16 protein-coding genes and 1 other annotated feature are annotated in these 19,774 nt (G+C 40.9%); of the genes, 14 read left to right on the top strand and 2 right to left on the bottom strand.

Going from position 1 to position 19,774, the window contains the following annotated elements; translation table 11 throughout:
* The first annotated feature begins 65 nt into the window (after positions 1-65).
* The 9 genes from hemC to MKZ26_RS05650 all read left to right on the top strand — a co-directional run bounded on the left by hemC (position 66) and on the right by MKZ26_RS05650 (position 11,139).
* Positions 66-995 (top strand): hydroxymethylbilane synthase, encoded by a 930-nt coding sequence (gene hemC, locus MKZ26_RS05690; protein WP_067208071.1) that lies wholly within the window; start codon positions 66-68, stop codon positions 993-995.
* Entirely contained in the window at positions 988-1,749 is a 762-nt protein-coding gene (locus tag MKZ26_RS05685) for a uroporphyrinogen-III synthase (RefSeq protein ID WP_340764994.1), read from the top strand. Before hemC ends, MKZ26_RS05685 begins: the two co-directional genes overlap by 8 nt.
* Before the next feature lie 2 nt (positions 1,750-1,751).
* Entirely contained in the window at positions 1,752-2,732 is a 981-nt protein-coding gene (hemB, locus tag MKZ26_RS05680; protein WP_340764992.1) for a porphobilinogen synthase, read from the top strand.
* Positions 2,733-4,025, top strand: coding sequence for a glutamate-1-semialdehyde 2,1-aminomutase (hemL, locus tag MKZ26_RS05675; protein ID WP_340764990.1), 1,293 nt, complete (start codon positions 2,733-2,735; stop codon positions 4,023-4,025). It abuts the gene before it with no gap.
* Positions 4,026-4,942: 917 nt separating this feature from the next.
* On the top strand, positions 4,943-5,527 hold the full coding sequence (locus tag MKZ26_RS05670) for a hypothetical protein (protein ID WP_340764988.1): 585 nt from the start codon (positions 4,943-4,945) through the stop codon (positions 5,525-5,527).
* A gap of 226 nt (positions 5,528-5,753) precedes the next feature.
* Positions 5,754-6,003, top strand: a binding site (T-box leader).
* A gap of 45 nt (positions 6,004-6,048) precedes the next feature.
* The gene (locus tag MKZ26_RS05665; protein ID WP_340764986.1) at positions 6,049-8,697 is read left to right on the top strand and encodes a valine--tRNA ligase; all 2,649 of its coding nucleotides are present in this window, start codon (positions 6,049-6,051) and stop codon (positions 8,695-8,697) included.
* 219 nt (positions 8,698-8,916) lie between these two features.
* The gene (locus MKZ26_RS05660; protein WP_340764983.1) at positions 8,917-9,342 is read left to right on the top strand and encodes a PulJ/GspJ family protein; all 426 of its coding nucleotides are present in this window, start codon (positions 8,917-8,919) and stop codon (positions 9,340-9,342) included.
* A 37-nt stretch (positions 9,343-9,379) separates the two neighbouring features.
* Positions 9,380-9,811: a PilW family protein gene (locus MKZ26_RS05655; RefSeq protein WP_340764981.1), complete on the top strand. Its 432-nt coding sequence runs from the start codon at positions 9,380-9,382 to the stop codon at positions 9,809-9,811.
* Positions 9,812-9,828: 17 nt separating this feature from the next.
* On the top strand, positions 9,829-11,139 hold the full coding sequence (locus tag MKZ26_RS05650; RefSeq protein ID WP_340764978.1) for a hypothetical protein: 1,311 nt from the start codon (positions 9,829-9,831) through the stop codon (positions 11,137-11,139).
* Positions 11,140-11,261: 122 nt separating this feature from the next.
* Here MKZ26_RS05650 and MKZ26_RS05645 read toward each other — a convergent pair whose 3' ends face one another.
* Together MKZ26_RS05645 and MKZ26_RS05640 are read right to left on the bottom strand one after the other, a co-directional pair.
* Entirely contained in the window at positions 11,262-12,059 is a 798-nt protein-coding gene (locus tag MKZ26_RS05645) for an ATP-grasp domain-containing protein (RefSeq protein ID WP_340764976.1), read from the bottom strand.
* A complete protein-coding gene (locus MKZ26_RS05640) occupies positions 12,056-12,922 on the bottom strand; it encodes an ATP-grasp domain-containing protein (RefSeq protein WP_340764974.1) in 867 nt (288 codons plus the stop codon). The genes MKZ26_RS05645 and MKZ26_RS05640 overlap by 4 nt, the downstream gene beginning before the upstream one ends.
* Before the next feature lie 62 nt (positions 12,923-12,984).
* On the opposite strand from MKZ26_RS05640, the gene MKZ26_RS05635 reads away from it, so the two are divergent.
* From MKZ26_RS05635 to MKZ26_RS05615, 5 genes are all read left to right on the top strand, one after another.
* Entirely contained in the window at positions 12,985-14,205 is a 1,221-nt protein-coding gene (locus tag MKZ26_RS05635; protein WP_340764971.1) for a bifunctional folylpolyglutamate synthase/dihydrofolate synthase, read from the top strand.
* Positions 14,206-14,314: 109 nt separating this feature from the next.
* Positions 14,315-16,018 carry a sensor domain-containing diguanylate cyclase gene (locus MKZ26_RS05630; protein ID WP_340764969.1) on the top strand — a complete coding sequence of 568 codons (1,704 nt, stop codon included), beginning with the start codon at positions 14,315-14,317 and terminating at the stop codon, positions 16,016-16,018.
* A 26-nt stretch (positions 16,019-16,044) separates the two neighbouring features.
* Positions 16,045-17,769, top strand: coding sequence for a GGDEF domain-containing protein (locus MKZ26_RS05625; protein ID WP_340764967.1), 1,725 nt, complete (start codon positions 16,045-16,047; stop codon positions 17,767-17,769).
* Positions 17,770-18,004: 235 nt separating this feature from the next.
* Positions 18,005-18,469 carry a hypothetical protein gene (locus MKZ26_RS05620; protein ID WP_340764965.1) on the top strand — a complete coding sequence of 155 codons (465 nt, stop codon included), beginning with the start codon at positions 18,005-18,007 and terminating at the stop codon, positions 18,467-18,469.
* Positions 18,459-19,763: a hypothetical protein gene (locus tag MKZ26_RS05615; protein ID WP_340764963.1), complete on the top strand. Its 1,305-nt coding sequence runs from the start codon at positions 18,459-18,461 to the stop codon at positions 19,761-19,763. The genes MKZ26_RS05620 and MKZ26_RS05615 overlap by 11 nt, the downstream gene beginning before the upstream one ends.
* Positions 19,764-19,774: the final 11 nt, after the last annotated feature.

Raw genomic sequence — 19,774 nt, 5'->3', positions numbered from 1 at the left:
CTCGAAAAAATCTGAACACAAATACGCCAAGGTGTATTCGATTAAGAAAGGTTGGATTAATTAATATGAGAAAAATAATCGTAGGTTCAAGAAGAAGTAAACTTGCATTGACACAAACAAACTGGTTTATAGACCAGATGAAAGCTGCCGGTGCTCCATTTGAATTCGAAGTGAAAGAAATCGTTACAAAAGGAGACCAAATCCTAGATGTAATGCTGTCGAAAGTTGGCGGTAAAGGGCTTTTCGTGAAAGAGATTGAGCAGGCCTTATTTGATAAAGAAATCGATTTCGCTGTACATAGCATGAAAGACATGCCAGCCGTTCTTCCAGAAGGACTTGTTATCGGTTGTATTCCTCCGCGTGAAGATGCGCGCGATGCATTCATTTCGAATGGTCATGTGAAATTCATGGACTTACCAGTAGGTGCTAAAGTTGGAACGTCTAGTTTACGTCGTAGTTCACAATTACTGCTTCTGCGTCCCGATCTTGACATCCAATGGATTCGTGGCAATATCGATACACGTCTGAAAAAAATGGTTGACGGTGAATACGATGCGATTCTTCTTGCAGCTGCCGGCATGAAACGAATGGGCTGGAGCGCGGATGTGACTACGGAATATATGTCCGTTGAAGATTGTATTCCAGCAGTAGGACAAGGGGCATTAGCAATTGAATGCCGTTTTGATGATAAAGAGTTACTTGCAGAACTTGCGAAATTAACGGATGAAAAAACATGGAAAGAAGTTGAAGCAGAGCGTACTTTCCTAACAGAAATGGATGGTTCGTGCCAAGTTCCGATTGCCGGATTTGCGCAATATAACGGTAGCGAAGTCGAATTGACGGGCTATATTGCTTCTCCAGACGCAACACAAGTGTTTAAAAAGACTTTCTCAAGCACGGATCCCGTTGAAGCGGGTATGGAAGTTGCAAAAATATTGCGTGCCGAAGGGGCTTCAGAAGTGATTGAGAAAGTGAAGGCGGATATGGATGCGTGATTGTCAACCGCTGTTAGCTGAAACGGTCATCTTTACAGGGACTCCGAAGTCTGAAGATGTCTTTGAATTGGTAAAGCGCTACGGAGGGACGCCTGTTTCATTGCCGCTTATCCAAGTGGCGGAGTTAGTGGAACAGACAGATGAACTTCGTTTGACTGCTTGTCCGATGTATGATTGGTTAATATTCACAAGTCAAAGTGCGGTTGCAGCGTTTGGTGCAAAACTCATTCGTCATGGTGTTTCTTCGGAATCAATTCCGGCGAAAATAGCAGCGGTCGGCACTCGAACTGCAGAAGCGCTTGAAAAAATTGGTTTTACAGTCGATTTCATCCCAACCGTGTTCAGTGCAGATACATTCGTAAAGGAATTTAATCCTGCTGAAACAGATATTCGTCGTATTCTTTTTCTACGCGGATCAATTGCAGGCGTCACCATCAAAGAGGAAATTCCTTTTGAAGTGGATGAATGGACAGTTTATGCGACAGAGCGTGCAAATGATTCCATCGATTCACTAGTAGATTTATTGCAACAACAACAACAGCATTTGAGCGTTTTATTCGCAAGTCCTTCGGCAGTTGAAGTTTTTGCTGAAGAAGTGGCTCCGCGGACAGGTTGGAACGGCTTTACAATCGGGGCTATCGGACATGTGACGGAAAAAGCATTGGTAGAAGTTGGTGCGGTCGTTCATGTTAGACCCGATACATACACACTTATGGATCTCGTCGAGAAATTGGCGGGGCGAAAGGAAGGGTAATTTTGGATACTTTACAATTCAGACGCAACAGACGTTTGCGCACTTCAACTACATTGCGTTCTATGGTGAGAGAAACTGTTCTGAGGAAAGAGGACTTCATCTATCCGATTTTTGTTATAGATGGGGAAGACATCAATAATCCAATCGCTTCTATGCCGGGTGTGTTCCAGAAATCACTCGACCATTTTACAATTGAACTCGATGAAGTTGTGTCACTTGGAATTCCATCAATTATTTTATTTGGTCTTCCGGCAACTAAGGACGAATTGGGGTCGGAAGCTTATTCTGATCAAGGGATTGTCCAAAAAGCCACTCGTTTAGCGAAAGAACGTTATCCTGAACTTGTCGTCATTGCGGATACTTGCCTGTGCCAATATACAGATCACGGACATTGCGGTGTTCTAGAAGACGGTAACGTATTAAACGACCCGTCATTGGAACTGTTGACGCGTACTGCGGTAAGCCAGGCGAAGGCGGGCGCGGACATCATTGCGCCGTCGAATATGATGGACGGTTTTGTAGCAGCTATTCGCCAAGGGTTAGACGCAACTGGTTTTGAGCATATCCCGATTATGTCATATGCAGTGAAATATGCATCCGCTTATTACGGACCATTCCGTGACGCTGCGGAATCTACTCCTCAATCAGGCGATCGCAAAACGTATCAGATGGATCCAGCAAACCGCATAGAAGCAATGCGTGAAGCGGAATCAGATGTTGCAGAAGGAGCTGACTTCCTAATCGTAAAACCGGCGCTTTCGTATCTCGATATCATGCGTGATGTCAAAGACAATTTTACATTGCCAGTAGTTGCATACAATGTGAGCGGCGAGTATGCAATGGTTAAAGCAGCAGCGCAAAATGGTTGGATTGATGAAAAAGCAATCGTTCTTGAAACGTTGACAAGTATGAAGCGTGCGGGTGCGGATCTCGTTATGACGTACCATGCGAAAGATGCGGCACGCTGGCTGGAGGAGAACTAATTGGGTAGAAATTATGAAAAGTCGAAACAAGCATTTGCTGAAGCGGTAAATCTTATGCCAGGAGGAGTTAACTCTCCTGTTCGTGCATTCAAATCTGTCAATATGGACCCGATTTTCATGAAGAGCGGAAAAGGGGCTATTCTTACAGACATCGATGGCAATGAATATATCGATTATGTACTATCTTGGGGTCCGCTTATTCTCGGTCATTCCGATCAAGACGTAGTGGAAGGTATTAAGCGCGTTGCAGAAACTGGAGCAAGCTTTGGTGCACCAACGTTAGCGGAAAATGAACTTGCGAAACTTGTTATTGAACGCGTTCCTTCAATTGAAATGATTCGTATGGTGTCATCAGGTACGGAAGCAACGATGAGCGCACTACGTTTGGCACGCGGTTATACTGGTCGCAATAAGATTTTGAAATTTGAAGGCTGTTACCACGGTCACGCTGACTCATTGCTCATTAAAGCGGGTTCTGGTGTTGCGACACTAGGCCTACCAGATAGCCCAGGTGTACCTGAATCGGTTGCGAAAAACACAATCACTGTTCCTTATAACGATTTAGAGAGCATTAAAGTCGCAATTCAAGAATTTGGTGACGACTTAGCGGCAATTATTGTTGAGCCTGTCGCGGGTAATATGGGGGTTGTCCCACCTGAACCAGGTTTCCTTGAAGGATTGCGTGAGTTGACAGAGAAAAACGGCACGCTCCTTATTTTTGATGAAGTAATGACGGGCTTCCGTGTTGGCTATAATTGCGCACAAGGTTATTACGGTGTGACGCCGGATATTACATGTCTCGGAAAAGTAATTGGCGGCGGCCTTCCAGTTGGTGCATATGGAGGAAAACGTGAAATTATGGAAAACATGGCTCCTGCAGGAACGATTTATCAGGCAGGAACTTTATCGGGTAATCCACTGGCGATGACTGCGGGTATTGGAACGTTGAAAAAATTAACGCCTGCATCATATGACCACTTCATTAAACTTGGTGATCAGCTAGAAGCTGGTTTCCGTTCAGCGGCTGAAAAGTTTGATATCCCGCATACCGTAAACCGTGCAGGCTCGATGATCGGCTTTTTCTTCACCAACGAAAAAGTGTCGAATTACGACAAAGCAAAAACGGCTGACCTTGAATTATTTGCTGATTACTATCGCTTAATGGCTGAAGAGGGTATTTTCCTTCCACCATCTCAGTTTGAAGGTATGTTCCTATCGACTGCGCATACAGAAGCGCATATTGAGAAGACAATTGAAGCGTTCCATACGGTATTTGCTAAACTTCGCGCGTAAAAAAGTTTAGTCAATTCAAATAGGAATTTGATAGTTGTGTTTGATTTCAAGGCTGTTCTTTAACCATTTATTTGCATAAAATACTGGTGAGTCGGGCTTGATGACCTTCATTTTCACTGAACTATTCTCGGCCCGCTTTCGACTAACTATTCATGACAGATTTACTGAGGGGCATAGTGTGGCTAGAAGTGACTCCGTCACTTCTAGCCACACTATTTTTAGTAATACTGTTGCAAATAGTTGCCTGTCGCGTTCCTACACTATTCAAGTGAAAAATGCAGTTGTTTTGGAAGAAAAGAATAAATGACATTCTATGGAGAGTGTAAGTGCCCGAAGATGCAATTTCGGGCACTCTAGTACGTTGTACAATGCGTTCCTTGATTACTTTTGCAAAGAGTATACATCTAATCATGTGATGCCTTATAGAAAGTGGTACTTCTTTAAAATAAAAAAGAAAAAACCATGAGTTAGCATCAGCCGACAAAATTGCATCTTTGGCGGCTTTTCTCCAGGTAAGAAGCCAGCTATTCTTTCGTCCCCAAAACCATCAGAACTTTGTGTACGTATACTTTTGGAGCGCGACGGACGAAGGACCACCATACGATTACCGAAAAAAATGTGTAGGGATGCGACTTTGTCGCATTCCTACACATCCAGACATCCCGTTAATTGTTTAGAAGTCATTCAAACCAAAGCAATCGAAAAATGCAACTATACAAGTAGCGCCCAGTAGGTGATTATGTTATTCACTGGTTACTTTTGGTTAATCAACAGAGGTGGTTTGTTTTAATAATAAAGACAATATCCTCCGACTAGTTTACTGGTCGGAGGATATTTGCGTTCGATCTATTTAATCTTCTATTGTAACCATGCCGCGCATACAATTGTTTGTGAAGGAATAGAAGGAGGGAACAGGTATGGAGAAAAAACAGTGGTCAATGGAGGAAAGTTTCTATTTCCCAGAACATGCTGGTGTACCGACTGGTGTACAGTCAGTCACAGTGACGCCAAGGTATACTGAAGAGCGTACAGAAGACTCAGTCCGGTTGACAGGCATTTATCATATTGCGGCGAATGTCGAATTCGGTGAAGGGCTAAGGGCGGAGGAATGGGACGATTCATTTATCCTCATTGACGATGTCGAAGTGGATGGCAAAGATGGTTATTTTGAATACGCGGTACCGCTTAATATTGACTTGCCTTCAGTAGCAGAGAGCCCATTGGAGATTGTAACAACGCAAGCAACAGGTAAATCAGACGGACAAGGTACTTATGGAGTTGTCTGGAATGTAGAATGTACGTACACAGAAGCGGTTGCAATAGTGGAAGAGGCTGAGGAAGTGCAAGTAGCGGTTGCGGTTGCAGCGCCGGTTGTAGCAGCAATTGACAGCACTCCGTTAGACGAGATGGACGAAGTGCTGTCGTTCATTGCGGAGCTTACGGATGGCATATCGACGACAGCCTACCGTTCAAATGATGTTTTTGTAAAGAACGAAAGCTAAACCACACAGGAAACAGAACAGTAGAAAGTCGCCTGTCGTCGGTATGATCAATAATCTTATCAACTGAAAAAGGCAAATAGGGATAATGATTCCTTTAGCGTAAAATCGACATTTTCGAAGCCACGGTGGAAGTAGGTAAGGGTTATATCCTCTACGCATAACACAATCCTTTCGTTATATACTTGACGAGCAACCGGTTATTCCGTTACAATTATTGCAATTGCATATGGATGCGATGATTGGGATAGTACGTGAATGGATTAGACTAAAGAGAGGGTTCGAGTGCTGAAAGGACCTGTCGATTATTTACCGAATGTAACCCATGAGCAGTTTCCGTGAAAGTATGTTCAAAAAGAAAAACATTTTTGAGCGTAGTAGCGGAAGCCGGTTTGAAGCCGTTATCGAAGTTTGAGGTGCACAGTTCTTTTGTGTGCACGAATAAAGGTGGTACCGCGAACAGCTCCTTCGTCCTTTAAGGCGATAGGAGTTTTTTTGTACCCAAAAATAAAGGAGGAAACAACATGTCAACTGAAAACAACACGTCGATGCGGACGAAATATGATCCACAGACTATTGAAGCAGGTCGTTACGAATGGTGGCTGAAAGGGAAGTACTTTGAAGCACAACCTGAAAGCGATAAAACACCTTATACAATTGTTATTCCACCGCCGAACGTCACAGGTAAACTTCACCTAGGCCACGCATGGGATACAACGCTACAAGACATCATGACGCGTATGAAACGTATGCAAGGCTATGATGCACTATGGCTTCCAGGAATGGACCATGCGGGAATCGCGACACAGGCTCGTGTTGAAGCAAAACTTCGTGAAGAAGGAACGACACGTTATGATTTAGGCCGCGAAAAATTCGTTGAAGAAACATGGAAATGGAAAGACGAGTACGCAGGACATATTCGTGCGCAATGGGCGAAACTTGGTTTGGGCCTTGATTATACACGTGAACGATTTACCCTGGATGAAGGACTTTCGAAAGCTGTACAGGAAGTTTTCGTTAAACTCTACAACAAAGGGCTTATCTACCGTGGCGAATACATTATTAACTGGGATCCGGCAACGAAAACAGCTATATCTGATATCGAAGTCATCCATAAAGACATACAGGGTGCTTTCTATCATATGCGTTACCCACTAGCAGACGGAACGGGCAGTATCGAAATTGCGACAACTCGACCTGAAACAATGCTTGGGGACACTGCGGTTGCAGTCCATTCTGAAGATGAGCGCTACAAGCATTTAATCGGCAAAACGGTTAAATTACCGATTGTCGGCCGTGAAATCCCGATTATTGCAGACGATTATGTCGACATGGAATTTGGAAGTGGTGCCGTGAAAATTACACCTGCACATGACCCGAATGACTTTGAAATCGGTAACCGTCACAATCTTCCACGTGTCCTTGTGATGAATGAAGACGGTTCAATGAATAAGCTTGCTGGTAAATACGAAGGAATGGATCGCTTCGAATGCCGTAAAGAAATCGTTAAAGACTTGCAGGAGATGGCTGTTCTATTCAACATTGAAGAACATAATCATTCTGTCGGTCACTCTGAACGCAGTGGTGCTGTCGTTGAACCGTATTTATCAACACAATGGTTCGTTAAAATGCAGCCGCTTGCTAATGAAGCGATTAAATTACAAGAAGCAGAAGGCAAAGTGAACTTTGTCCCGGACCGTTTCGAAAAAACGTATTTAACATGGATGGAAAATGTCCATGACTGGTGTATCTCGCGTCAACTTTGGTGGGGCCACCGCATCCCAGCTTGGTACCACAACGAAACGGGCGAAATACATGTCGGTCATGAAGCGCCTGCTGACAGTGAAAACTGGAGCCAGGACAATGACGTTCTTGATACATGGTTCTCATCTGCGCTTTGGCCGTTCTCAACAATGGGCTGGCCGGATCTCGACAATGAAGAATTTAAACGCTATTACCCAACAGATGCACTCGTAACGGGCTATGACATCATTTTCTTCTGGGTATCACGGATGATCTTCCAAGGCATCGAATTTACAGAACAGCGTCCATTTAAAGACGTCTTAATTCACGGACTCGTACGTGCAGAAGATGGTCGTAAAATGTCTAAATCACTTGGTAATGGCGTCGACCCAATGGATGTTATCGAAAAATACGGAGCGGATGCATTGCGCTACTTCTTGTCAACAGGTTCATCGCCAGGGCAAGACCTTCGCTACTCAACTGAAAAAGTTGAAGCAATCTGGAACTTTGCCAATAAAATCTGGAATGCATCCCGTTTCGCTCTTATGAACATGGATGGCATGACTTACGAAGAAATCGATTTGACAGGTGAAAAATCCGTAGCAGATGCATGGATTCTGACGCGGTTGAATGAAACAATCGACCAAGTGACGAAACTTGCAGATCGTTATGAGTTCGGCGAAGTCGGCCGTGCACTTTATAACTTCATCTGGGATGATTTCTGTGACTGGTACATCGAAATGGCGAAACTGCCATTATACGGTGAAGATGAAACAGCGAAGAAAATGACACGCTCAGTACTGGCATACGTACTCGATAATACAATGCGTCTATTACACCCATTCATGCCGTTTATCACAGAAGAAATCTGGCAGAACTTACCGCATGAAGGCGAATCAATCACAATCGCTGCATGGCCGGTTGCAGATCCTGCACTTACTGATAAAACGCGTGCAACAGATATGAAACTGCTGATGGATATCATCCGCGCAGTACGTAATATCCGCGCAGAAGTAAATACACCACTAAGCAAAAAAGTACCACTCTATATTTCAGCTAAAGACGATGCAACTGTAGCCGTGTTGGAAGCAAATCGCAGCTACATCGAACGATTCTGTAACCCTGAGACATTAACGCTAGGCAACAACATCACAGCACCAGGCAAATCGATGTCAGCTGTCGTTACAGGAGCAGAACTATTCTTACCACTAGAAGGTCTTTTGAACATCGACGAAGAGCTTGCACGTCTGACAAAAGAACTTGCGAAATGGCAAGGCGAAGTAAAACGCGTTCAAGGCAAGCTTTCCAACGAACGCTTCATGTCAAAAGCGCCTGAAGCAGTAGTTGCAGAAGAGCGAGCTAAAGAAAGTGACTATCTAGAAAAATACGCGGCAGTAGAGCGTCGTATGCAGGAATTGAAGGAAATCTGATAAACGTGAAATACCCCATCACAACTTTGATTGTGAATGGGGTATTTTTTTGGAAGGATAACTTTGATTGCTAATAACAGGATGTGGTAAAATAGATGTATATGAGAGAGTAGTATAGTTGTATTTATCTAACCTTATAGGTTTAATGGATTAGTAGAGTTCGTTTTAAGCAAATATAAACTAACAGAATTACTAATAATATATGAAGGGGGAGCGTCTGTGAAAAAGAAATTTCAAAGTGAAAATGGAATGACATTGATTGAAATACTAGCGGCGCTCGTCATTCTTGGTATTGTATTTATTGGGTTTATGACGATATTCCCGCAAATGACTGCATTTAATGAAAAGACTGGCGATAAACTTGAAACGATGAATCTCGCAAAGGAGGAATTAGCTTACTGGAAGAGGAAAGAGGGGGCATACTCGTTAAGTGATTTTGACAAGTACCAACGAGTTATGATTGCCGAAGATAAAGTTAGGCGATTTCCAGGACATGTTGAAAACTCCGAAATTGACTTTTATGAGTCAGAAGATTTAAAAGGGAATTCTCATAAAGATTCTTTTTGGTTACATAAAATTCATATTAAGATTTTAAGAGAAGGTGAAATTTTAAGCGAAACATACGGATATATTAAAGTAAGATAAGGGGAGAGGGGATCAAGGCATGGTGAGGAGAATATCAGTGAAGAAAAATGAATCCGGTATGACACTTGTTGAAGCTTTAGCCACACTTACGATTCTCTCTATGGTCGTTGTTCTTATATGGACGACCTTCTCTATCTCGACAAAACATAGCATTATGGAAACGACTAAACTTCAATTACAGCAGGAAGCGAATTATATATTAACGGAAATACAACAGCAACATCGTCAGTTGGAATGTTATACACTAGACATAAGAGAAGATAGAGTTCAACTTTTTAATTGCAAACAAACTCCTGAGCTTATTGAAGTGATTAGTACAAATTATAAATATAAAGAATATAATTCTGGTGATATTAAGCCGAAAGAAGGCAACCTATCTTTCACTTTAACCGTAAAAGATTCAAAGAAAGATAGTAAACTTAAGGTTGAAGTAGTAACAAATATTTCACGCTACAAATCATATAACTGACAGGAAGGATGATTTCGATGAAACATAAAGGAAATGAACAAGGATACGCCATGGTCATAGTTTTAATGCTCATCGTAGTCATTACAATCTCCTCTGCGGTATTTATGAGAGCCTCTATCGGTAATGCTAAACAAGAAAAAATTGTTGATGAAAATAATTTATCTGTGGTGGCTGCGGAGATGGGTGTAGATTATTATAAAAATGCGATAGTTAATGAATTTAATAATGAGAAGCATAATTTGAATGTATTAGCTCAAGATGAGATTAACAACTTGGTGAATTCATTAGAGTATAAAGAAAAAAAAAATAATGATATTTGGGTTGCATCAAAATTAGAAATTATTCGACAGAAGTTAATAATAGAACTAAGGAGTCATTTTAATGAAGTCGTTGGCTCTTTCTCATTAGAAAAGACTATCGATATAACAGTGAAGTTTAATAAAAAGGGTGCAATTAAAGCAGATAAGATAGCGAGCGGTGTAATAGTGAAGGGGATAGTTACTGGTCATAGTGGAACATACACAAAGGATTTGGATTTTTATATTACGTTTATTGTACCTGAATTGATTATGGATAAAACGGGAGGTGGGTCTGGCGGGGGAAATGTTACCTTAGACAACGTTTACCCAAATCCAGTACCTATGGGATTGCCGAACTGTACAGATAACAAAAGCGAAAGTTGTATGGGGAATAACAATACATCTCTCCAAAACAAGGATAGTTCAACAATTTATTTCTCTAATGGATTTTCAAAAGAAAACGGTAATCTGGACTTTAATACAAATCACTCAAAATTATATGTGAATTCCCACTTTATTGTTCATAATGCGAATAATATGAATTTGAGCGGCTCATCTCTATTTGTTAACGGAGAATTTAAAGTGAACCAAAACTCTAATAACATGAATCAATCTTTAATCAAAGTGAATGGTCCATTTACAGTCGGTCAAAATATGGGCAATATAAATGATTCTACAATTATAGTTAATGGTTCGTTTAAAGTTGGTCAAAATATGCAAAATGCAACTGGCTCTAAAATTTGTGTAAATGGTTCATTTAAAGTCGATGGGAATATGAAGCTGGAGAGATCAGAAATTTATGTAATTGGTTCATTTACAGTTGGAAATGACATGAATTTGGGTAGTTCCTCCAAAATATACATATATAATCCAGGGGCAGATATTTCAAGTAAATATAAGGGTAAAGTTATTTTACTTGATTCCGATGCTATTATTCGGGAAAAATGTGGATATAGTGGGACAAGCTCAAGTCTGCCACTTATAGGTCTCGACTGGGATGATAACCATGAAATAAACGTAGAGTATTAAATCTCTATACCAGTCACCCACTCAATCGCAATCAGATAAACAGAAAAGAGCTCATAATATCGATGATGAACTGAGCTCTTATCTGTTTATAATTTTTATGATGCCCTTTTACTCTAAACTAACTAATCTCTAGAAAACGTCTCTTTTATATACCCCACCAATTCCCTAGCCACCGAAAAATCATGCGTCACATACAACGACCGCGCCCCAACCGGATCCTCAATCTCATTCAACAGCCATCTTCCATCCAGCAACAACAAGAAGTCAATCCCGACATAGTCGCTTTTTATTGCTCGGGAAATAGTATGCGCATCTTTTTCCTGCCAGCTAGAAAGTATGTATTTTTCGACGGAGCCACCAAGCGTGTAGTTTGATTTAAATGTCCCATGGCCAGTGCGTTTTACGGCTCCGACAACTTCATTGCCAATCATAAATACACGTATATCTCGGGCACCGGATTCGATGAAGGGTTGGATAATTAGTTTTCGGTCGTGGAATTTGGTGAAAAACAACTTCGCGTCCGCAGTTGATGTACAAAGAAAAACTTCATTCCCACCATGACCATCGACCGTTTTCAATACACAAGGATACAAGTCAATTTCTTCTATTGAACGAATCCTTTTCGTTGGAACGGCAGGAACGCCGAGCAGGGTAGCAAGTTCAAATGTCCGCAATTTATCGTTTGCAATTCGGTTCACTTCTGCTCGGTTGAATACTCGAAAACCTTTCAGTTCAAAAGTAGCAGCGCGTTCAGGATTGCGATCTCTGAAAAGAATGAAATCTGCATCTGAATTTGGTTTTTCATCTTCAACTAGCAATTGCAGTTCAATTCCAATTTTCTCAGATTCGATTATCAAATCATCAATAAATGCTCGATTCCGAACTGATTCTGCCTTTGAATAATAAACATAGCCCTTCAACCTAGCTTCCTCAAAATATAGGCAATCATCGCATCTGCAACATTGATCCCAGTCACATTGTAAATATTACGGATGTGGGCGGCCGCATTGACCTCGCAGACGAGGGGTTCTTCGTTGTCACCGAACAATAAGTCGACACCGGCAAACTCCGCACCGACTGCGTGGGCAGCTTGTATCGCTAACGCTTTTTGTTGGTCTGTTAGTTCAATTACTGTCGCCACACCGCCATTCGTTATATTCGCCCGGAAATCAGTTTCAGAGTGACGGTGCATTGCTGCTACAATCTCGTCCCCGACGATGTTCACCCGAATATCACGACCTCTGCTTGTTGCGATGAATTTCTGAAATACATAGTCGATACCGCGCAATTCATCCGTCTTTTCATAAAACTGTTCTTCTGTTTCAATCAAATACACTTTCATGCCGAATGAACCATGACCTTCTTTAATGACCATTGGCAGTCCTAGCCGTTTCAATACTTGTTCATAGTAACCTGAATCTTTGATTGTGAAATACGGATACACTTTCGGTGCAATAATTGTTTCGGGCATCGCAATGCCTTGTTTCGAAAGTTCGAGATATTGTATGGCTTTATTATCACATGTTTCAATGACATCTGGATCGTTGAAAACAGGGATTCCTGAGTTTTTCAGGAAATTAGCGAGTAGAATATCTTTATCTAGAAAGATAACAAAATCGGGGCGATTCTCTAAAACCGTATCCAAATTCATCATCACTTCATAGTTCTTCTTAAGTTCAGTGCATATACCCGCGCGTTCCGCAGCTTCTTTTATCAGCTCAGCCTGATCCTTAAATTTATCGCTTGTTAAACTTCCATTATAAATAACCCAACAACTTTGCATTAGGAACCCTCCGGGAATGATATACTTTTTCTAACTAGATTCTAACATACGGAGGGATAGTTTTGATTCCAAAAATGAATGTATATAAAAAACGATGGGGAATTGATAGTGATGACTCTATTAAGCCGGGTTTGGAGGCGGTGCAAGAAGCGCTTGTAAAAATGGGTAGTCCCGAAAAACAATTGCAAGTCATCCATGTAACAGGGACGAACGGGAAAGGTTCTACGATTGCATTTATGGAAGCAATTTTGAAAGAGCATGGATTGTCGACAGGTGTTTTTTCGTCGCCAGCAATTATCGACATACATGATCAAATACGTATTAATGGCGAAGCAATAACGGAAGAGGAATTAGATAAATCATTTCAGGCGATGAAGGAAGCAGGATTGAGCGGGTTCCTGACAGATTTTGAATTGCTAACTGTAGCGGCATTTACAACGTTTAGACGACTTGCGCCCGATTATGTTTTACTAGAAACAGGAATGGGTGGATTGCTAGACAGTACGAATGTCGTGACACCACTTGTTTCAGTTATTACCTCAATAGCACTTGATCATACTTCGTTTCTAGGGACGACTGTTGTGGAAGTGGCAAGGCATAAGGGAGGCATTATAAAAAAGGGAATTCCTGTTGTAACAGGGCTGTTACTTGAAGAGGAAGCACTCAAAGTTGTCCGTACTATTTCAAGTCAGCAAGGTAGCGCCCTTTTTATGTACGGTGAGCGTTTTGATATGAAGGATGATTTGTTTAACGGAACTGAAACGTTCCAGTTGGCTGGACGAAAAATGAAAGGGCTGCACCAAGGTGTAAATGCCGCGGTTGCAATTCAATCACTTCTTGTGGCTGGCATTCAGCTTGCTGAAGAAGCGGTCTCTTGGGCAGTTGCTATCACGCAACTCGCACATCGTTTCCAGGAAATATCACCAGGGGTCTTCGTGGATGGGGCACATAATCCTGCAGCTGCAAAGGCGTTAGCAGCCACAATTCGTTCGGAGTTCCCGGGGGAGAAAGTGGACTTCATAATTGGGATGCTAAAAGGGAAAGACATAAAGAAAACGCTGGAGGAGCTCATCCCAGTGGCGGCATCATTTACGTTCCTGACGTTTTCGCATCCTCAAGCGGCAACTGGAGAGCAGTTAATGGAATATTGCCACCATGAAGAGAAAAAGGTGACAATGGCTGAAAGTAATACTATAATACTATCTAAAGAAAGAAATAAAAAGAAGATAGTAACAGGTTCACTATACCTATTGAACAGACTAATGAACTATGATGCAAATTGATTACTCGAAAAACTTTTTTGGGGGTATTAGTGACAAATATATTTTGGTCTGATAAACTTTTGAATACTTCTACCTTTTCTGACTTATTTAATTGGGAGTGGATAATGTAATGAAGGTTGCAAGTAGGTCCGCTATTCGTTATTTTATTTTGTGGTTATTGACCGTTCCGACTGGATTGATTTATGTTTTTTTAAATTATCCTCCAGTGCAAGTAAACTGGATGTACGTGACGGTTTTTATGGTATTCGGATTCCTTACAGTCTATTTTCCGATATTAAGGAATGATATACCGATATTCCTAGTACTCTGGGTGACTGTGCCCGCCTTTTTAATGTACGGACTCTTTATCGAAATAATTGTCATGCAAATTTCAATCCTTGCAATCCTATTAGCATTACCGAGTAAGTTACCATCGTTACAACGTTTTTTCATTAACTCGACGCTTTTTATTTTTTTATCGATTATTGCTGCAATCATTTTTGATATGGTGGGTGGGGAAATCGGCTCAATCGAATTTTGGCCAGTTATTATTGCGGTATTCTGCTATCAATTCATTCATACAGTATTCAACGACGTGGTGCTGAAGTTATATGCGGTTTACCAAAAGGTTGAGTCCCCTTTCTTTTCAAAAGACCTATTGTCCGACTATGCGATGATCATTGCTGTTCTTCCCTTATCACTTACGTTCTATTATTTATTGCAACTTGTCGGGACAGGTTCCTTTTTCTTAATAGGAATTCCTTTTTTCTTTATTTCATTAATTGTCCGTCTTTATAATAATTCGGAAAAAATTAATACTGACTTGCAGCAAGCAGGGGACATCGGTAACGGCCTTTCGGAATTATTAACGGAAAAGGCTGTAATTGACCAATTCGTCATGGAAGTTTCGGACATGTTCTACGCAGAGTATACATATCTTTTTGACCATCAGGATGGTTGGCTAGAGCTCCTCCGTTCCTATGAACATGATAAATTCATTGATATCGATTTTGCCCTTTTATCCGCGGGACAAGGAATCGCGGGATCAGTTCTTGAACAAAATAAGCCAATCATCTATTCGGAAAGAAAAGAGTGGGAATCGATATCAAAAGATTATTCGCCTAATGAAATGCAAAGTATACTTTGTGTCCCAATTTCACGGAACCAGAAAATCGAGGCAGTTTTGTTTTTGGCCTCAGAAAAGAAGGCATTCTTTGATGGCTATCAATTGAAAATCTTAGACTTACTATGTTCCTATTTCACTGTTTCGGTGGAAAAAGCACGCTATATGCAAGAAGCAGTTTCAAAAAATGAGCGTTGTGCGTTAACCGGACTCTATAACTATAGGTATTTGGAGGAACGGCTAACGTATGAGATGGACAGGCTTAAAAACAACGCAATAAAAAACCTTTCAGTCGTGATGCTTGATATTGATCATTTTAAACAAGTGAATGATATGTATGGACATCAAAGTGGGAACGATATTTTGGGTATGCTTGCGAAGAAACTTGAAGCTGCACTTCCTATTGGTGGGACGGTTGGCCGGTTTGGAGGAGAAGAATTCGTCTACATTTTACCCGGTATTACGAAAAAAGAAGCTGTTGAATTTGCTGAAAATCTACGCGCTGAAATTGGTGGCCATGATTTTACGATTGTTCCAGATCTAGTCGATGATAAGCATCCGCTTGTCATCCGTATTACATCAAGTATTGGAGTTTCTTCGGCTCCAAGTGATACGGATGAAGTGATGACGCTTTTGCGCAATGCGGATCGTGCACTTTATTTAGGAGCCAAACAGGCAGGGCGAAATAGGGTTGCTGAATATGTGAAATGAATTAATGAGGGAGAGTGCCAGGGGAAATGGGGATATCTAAAAGGTTACAGATTATCACTTTAATAGCGTGGATTGTTATCGTTCCTCCTGGTATCTTTCTTGCATTCAGGTTATTTCCTTCAATAAAAATAGAATGGATGAACCTGAGCATTTTGTTTGCACTGCTAATCGTGACGATGACAATGCCTTTGCAATTGAAAAATATTACAGTTTCATTTGAACGCTGGATCACCTTCACCATTTTTTTTCAATACGGAGTATTCGCAGAGTTGGCTTTTATGCAGATTGCGCTGCTTATCCTAGTATTTACCACGAAATCAGATTTGCCGCTTTTGCATCGTTTTTTTGTGAATTCGCTGATTTTTACACTTGTCTCATTAGCAAGTGGAACTCTATTTCATTATGCGGGTGGAGTAATAGGGTCGACGGATTTTTCGAACATATGTCTATTCGGACTTTTTTACGCAATTAGTTATTCGGTTATTAATAGTGTTTTGATGCAACTTTATTTATATTTTGAAATGGGCGTCTATTTATTTAAAGAAAAATTTGTAGTATGGGATTTTGCTTCTACAATGTTGTTGTTTCCGTTCAGCATATCCCTGTATTTTCTAAATAAACAATTTGGTAATAATGCAATACTTTTGATTGGCATCCCATTCCTTCTCGTATTATTAATCGCGAGGTTGTATCATCGATCTGATAATTTGAATGACAAACTGTCTTCTGCGGGTATTATCGGGCGTGAACTTGCTGAGCGACTGGGCTTTGAAGATGTGATTCGGACATTCATTGGAAAGCTAAAAGATGTGGTTCCTTATGATAATGCTTATGTTCTAGATCTTAGGAATGGGGAGCATTTAATCACGTTGATGGCTTCTGAAAATGGGATTATTACAAAAGATATGACTGGACTTTCATTCAATCTAGAAAAAACTGTAGACGATGGATTGGATATGGACAATCCGAAAATTTTCGGGACTCAAAAAGAAGCAAAGGTGCTAAATAACTTAAAATTCATACAACCAGTGGAAAGTGTCATGACCGCTCCAATCAAGCGAAATCAGAAAACAGAAGGATTTCTAATCCTAACTTCCAAGCGGAAAAATGTATTTCGAGCGATGGAAATGAAAATCGTTGACGTTTTGACCGGATACTTTGCAATTTCATTAGTAAAGGCGCGCTATTATGAAAAGACTGTCGAGCAAAGTGAACGATGTGGTTTAACCAAACTGCATAACTTCCGTTACCTAGATGCAAAGTTGGACGAAGAAATCATCCGATTCCATACTGGAGATATCAATTCACTTACGGTTTTAATGCTAGATATCGATCATTTCAAATTAATTAATGATACACATGGACATCAGAGTGGAAATGACCTTCTTAAGGCACTTGCTAGACTGCTTGAACCATTTGTTCCGATGGACGCAACACTTTCACGGTACGGAGGGGAAGAATTCGTTATCGTCTTACCGAGTTATGGGAAGAGTGAAACAATTAAGCTCGCGGAAAAAATAAGGCAGGAAGTGGAATCTTCTACATTCCTTATCATTCCGGATCTTTCTAAAGAACGCAAGTCTGTTGATGTCCATATGACTGTTAGCATCGGGGTAGCGAGTGTTCCTGAAGATGCAGGAGATGCGAAAGAACTGTTGCGTAATGCCGATAGAGCACTTTATATCGGCGGGAAGCAAGCGGGAAGGAATAGGGTTGGGGTATATGGGAGAAATTACGTTGAAACATTATGATGCATAATCGTTGGTTGTCCTAATTCCATATAATTGATTTTTAGAAAAAGACCAGAAATTGGTCTTTTTTTCATATCATTCTTTCCGTTAGATAACTTTCACCGTGACAAACTATGAGAAGTCTATGATAATAGTAATAGGGAAATCAATAAGTAAACATAATAACTATCCACAATTATATTGTTCTAATTAAAAAGAAACTATCAATTATTAAACGAGTAAGAGGAGACCACATATGGAATATATGATTCTACTAGTAGCTGCGATTCTATCCCTTCCTATAGTAATATATTTAGTTCGTCGGAAAAGAATAAGTAATCGAATTTTATTGGGAACGATGGCTGGATTATTTATAGCTGTTATTGGTCTCCTGATGCAAGGTGCATTTGATCCAATCTATGTCCTTGTAGTGATGTTCGGACTAGCTTTCGCTGTTTCCGTTTTGTTGGACAAGCGGTCTGAACCGGAAGCAGTAACCGTTTCTGAGCGCCCCGCGGTAAAAGATATCCCTCGTGAAACTATCAACACTAACCGTATCAATGCGAATGAAGAAATAGCTGCATCAGTTAACAAGGAAGTTGATTTTGCGATGGAACCGATTGAGGATGATTTGAATCAATGGATGAGCGCAAATCGAGAAGAAATTGAAAGTGGGCAGAGTGAATTCCGCGATAGAGAGGGGCGTTCTGATGGGAAGTAAAGGATTCTTAAATACGTTTATCATAGTCTTGACGTCGACGCTCGTTTTTTACGGGTTTTCTTCTGTTGGTGCCCTTGCATTTACTAATGTGTCATCAAAGGACTTTGGGGATCAAACCTTTGTCGGTCCTTTCGATATCTCAAGACAAAAAGAACAAGCAGTGAAAGAGAAGTTAGAAGCAGATTTCATAACACTTCAAACGGATTTTGCAGTCGATTTAACTTATCAGGATATCACTGTTGCTTTGCCTGCTGAAGTAGTTACTTTCGACGTTGAAAAAACGGTCGAACAATCGAATTCTGGTAAAGAAAATCCCATTGTCGCAACAGTTTCAGTCGATGGACTTCGAACGATTCTGACACAGCAGTTTTCTTCAATCCTGTTTAGTGAAGATAGTCTTCAATCGATTGCAACTGGTATCGAACGGGAGTTAGGAACAGGTATTATGCCACTGACTATTCATATTACGGATTACTCGGATTTCACGGAAATAGAAATCGCAACATCGTCGATTGCCGTAATAGAGCCCTCGACTTCATTCATGAATGTAATCAATGCATTAAATGGTACAGAAATTGCTTCTTTTGCAACGTTTTCTTTACTAGATTTCATTAAAAGTAATGAAATTGGTGTCGTGTCTGATGAGGAACTAACAGTGCTTGCGTCTGTTCTCTATTCGACAATTTTGCAGACGAACTTTGTTATCGATGAACGCAATATAGGAAGTATGCTAGCACCATTAGCAGAACCAGGGTTCGAAGCAGCGGTCAATGAGCGGCTTGGACTAAATTTCGTCTTCACCAATCCAAATAAGACGGCTTTCCAATTGCATGTTCAATCTGCCAATGGAACAATTGTTTCATCAATTACCGGTATGCCTTTACTCTATTCCTACTCACCGTTTGTCGGGCAACTAGAATCATTCGAGCCAAAAACAGTGCAGCAATTTAGCGCATTTGTACCAAATGGACAAGTAAGTGTAGCTGATGAAGGCAGAAAAGGAATGGAAGTGGAAGTCCACCGAACGATTTCATACGAAGGCTCGGTAGTAGTGGATGAAATGATTTCATCTGACTTTTATGCTCCGATGCCTAAAATCGAACTCCATCCATTGAAAAGAGAGTCGCAACAAATTCCTGGAAATGGTAATGACGGAACAGTCAATTCGCCGGACATTCAAAACGCTGCCGATTTCCAAAATGGGGAGTCTAACGTTGATAAAAACCCTTCACAATTACAAGGCGAAGACGAGATAGAAGTTCAATATGATAAAGGTGGAAATATAATTGAGTAAGCGTAAGAACG

It is taken from the genome of Sporosarcina sp. FSL K6-6792, from assembly GCF_038004885.1.
Classification (GTDB): domain Bacteria; phylum Bacillota; class Bacilli; order Bacillales_A; family Planococcaceae; genus Sporosarcina; species Sporosarcina psychrophila.
This window is presented reverse-complemented; position numbering and strand designations above follow the sequence as displayed.

Excerpts from the sequence above, each read along its gene's own strand:
- hemC (WP_067208071.1), top strand. The coding sequence starts at position 66 with ATGAGAAAAATAATCGTAGGTTCAAGAAGAAGTAAACTTGCATTGACA.
- MKZ26_RS05685 (WP_340764994.1), top strand. The coding sequence starts at position 988 with ATGCGTGATTGTCAACCGCTGTTAGCTGAAACGGTCATCTTTACAGGG.
- MKZ26_RS05670 (WP_340764988.1), top strand. The coding sequence starts at position 4,943 with ATGGAGAAAAAACAGTGGTCAATGGAGGAAAGTTTCTATTTCCCAGAA.
- MKZ26_RS05665 (WP_340764986.1), top strand. The coding sequence starts at position 6,049 with ATGTCAACTGAAAACAACACGTCGATGCGGACGAAATATGATCCACAG.
- MKZ26_RS05650 (WP_340764978.1), top strand. The coding sequence starts at position 9,829 with ATGAAACATAAAGGAAATGAACAAGGATACGCCATGGTCATAGTTTTA.
- MKZ26_RS05640 (WP_340764974.1), bottom strand. The coding sequence starts at position 12,922 with ATGCAAAGTTGTTGGGTTATTTATAATGGAAGTTTAACAAGCGATAAA.
- MKZ26_RS05630 (WP_340764969.1), top strand. The coding sequence starts at position 14,315 with ATGAAGGTTGCAAGTAGGTCCGCTATTCGTTATTTTATTTTGTGGTTA.
- MKZ26_RS05625 (WP_340764967.1), top strand. The coding sequence starts at position 16,045 with ATGGGGATATCTAAAAGGTTACAGATTATCACTTTAATAGCGTGGATT.
- MKZ26_RS05620 (WP_340764965.1), top strand. The coding sequence starts at position 18,005 with ATGGAATATATGATTCTACTAGTAGCTGCGATTCTATCCCTTCCTATA.
- MKZ26_RS05615 (WP_340764963.1), top strand. The coding sequence starts at position 18,459 with ATGGGAAGTAAAGGATTCTTAAATACGTTTATCATAGTCTTGACGTCG.